Here is a 1,773-nt window from a genome sequence, read left to right on the forward strand (position 1 = left end):
CGCCGACCAGCTTTCCGCCGTCCCGCACCAGGAAGCACCCGGAGTAGTCCGCGGTGGTCAGCGGCGCCTGCTCGTAGGCGCTGACGTACGCGTGCTCGTAGAACACCGGCGCGCCGCTCGCATGGACCACCGAATCCCAATCGGCAGCATCGATTTTCCTTATAGAGCTCGAAAATTCGACGCGCACGCGCCTACTGTACGGCCTGCCAGACCGCGTAGGGGACGTCGATCTCGTCGCGGCTCAGGCCGCCGTGCTCGAACTTCACGGACGGGTCCGGGACGGGGAACGCGGGCGACGCCGCGACCGCGACGACCGGTCCGGCCTCCGGCTGCGGCAGACCGAGGTCGGTCGCGTGGTGCACGGTGGCCGTCGAACCCAGAGTCGTTGCCACGCGGTCGAAAACGGCTTCCAGACGGTCCGCCTTCGGGTAGAGCCAGCGCGTCCGGCCCGCACCGCCCGACGGGATCACGCACTCCTCGCGCACGATCGCGTCCCAGGCCTCGACGAGGTCCGGATCGGGATCGACGGCGACCTGGCCGTGGTCCGAATGCGCGACGACGGNNGTCGTCGATGTTGACGTAGGTCCAGAGGAACCCGGCCTGGTCCATCGCCTTGTCGAGATCGGCCACGACGTTGGCGACGAGCAGCGGCGGATCCTCCGCCTGAGCGGTGAGTTTGTGCCGCGGGGGCGCGGGTATCCGGTTGCAGCCTCGCAGCAGGGCGTGGGCCCACGTTCCTTCCAGGAGGTCGAGCTCCCTGGCGAGCACGGTGGCGCTGTGCCGTTCCAGGACGGTCGGCAGCTCCGGGATCGCCGGCGTGCCGTTGATCGCGTGCACGAGGCCGGACCCGTTGCGGTAGACCGTTCCCGGCACGCGGTGGACGTCGGCGGGAACGCCGGTCAGCGCGGTCAGCCAGGCCGTCGCGGAGGTGGACGGCACCGTCGAGGAAAGGGTGGAGATGGAGGCGGACAACCACGACTGTTTGGCCACGTCCGCGGAGAGGCCGTCCACTGCCAGGACGATCACGCCGCGCTTCGCCGTGCTCAGGGCGTGTTCGAGCCGGGAAGGGATCTCCGCCAATGACATCGGCCGACTGTAACGCATCTCATCGGGCCAGGATTGCCTGATCGGGTGCTGAGTTCCGCAGAATAGGTGCCGATGGGGTAAAGAAGACTTGGTAGAGGGAAGGTGGCGCATGTCGGTCGGGGTTCTGGACGTCGGGTGCTTCAGCGCACACCTGGTGGTCGTGGAACGTGACCTCATGCACCCGCTGGTGTCCCACAAGGTCCGGCTGAGACTCGACCGCGAGCTCGATGCCGAAGGCGCCATCAGCCGCAACGGCATCGAGTCGCTGTGCGCCGCCGTGCTGACCGCCCGCAAGAAGGCAGGCGACGTCGCGTTCCTGCCCTTCGCCACTTCGTCCGTGCGCGACTGCGCGAACGTCGACGAGGTCATGCGCAAGGTCGTCAGACGCACCGGCGTCGAGCTGAAGGTGTTGTCGGGCAAGGAAGAAGCGCGTCTCTCGTACGCGGCGGCACGGCACTGGTTCGGCTGGGGCGCCGGGCGGATGGTCGTGCTGGACGTCGGCGGCGGCACCGTGGAACTGGCGGCCGGATCCGGGGCCGAGCCGGAGCTCGCGGTGTCGTTGCCTTTGGGGGCAAGGACTTTGACGCGCGCCGGACTGACCGTGCAGGACATGCGGGCCGAGGTGAGGGAGCGGCTCGCCAAGGTCTTCCCGGCCGATGAGAGCGCTCGCGCCGTCGGCTGCTCGAA

General features: G+C 68.8%; 2 protein-coding genes. One reads left to right on the plus strand and one right to left on the minus strand.

Annotation, left to right across the window (positions count from 1 at the left end):
* Positions 1-191 precede the first annotated feature (191 nt).
* Complete coding sequence (locus B0F77_RS48210; RefSeq protein WP_086667487.1) at positions 192-485, minus strand: hypothetical protein; 294 nt, start codon at positions 483-485, stop codon at positions 192-194.
* A 710-nt stretch (positions 486-1,195) separates the two neighbouring features.
* Between B0F77_RS48210 and B0F77_RS35870 the strand changes: the two genes are divergently transcribed.
* Positions 1,196-1,773: Ppx/GppA phosphatase family protein (locus B0F77_RS35870; RefSeq protein WP_425435768.1), on the plus strand; the 578-nt coding region annotated here is incomplete at its 3' end.

The organism is Lentzea kentuckyensis, from assembly GCF_002150765.1.
GTDB classification, from domain to species: Bacteria; Actinomycetota; Actinomycetes; order Mycobacteriales; family Pseudonocardiaceae; genus Lentzea; species Lentzea kentuckyensis.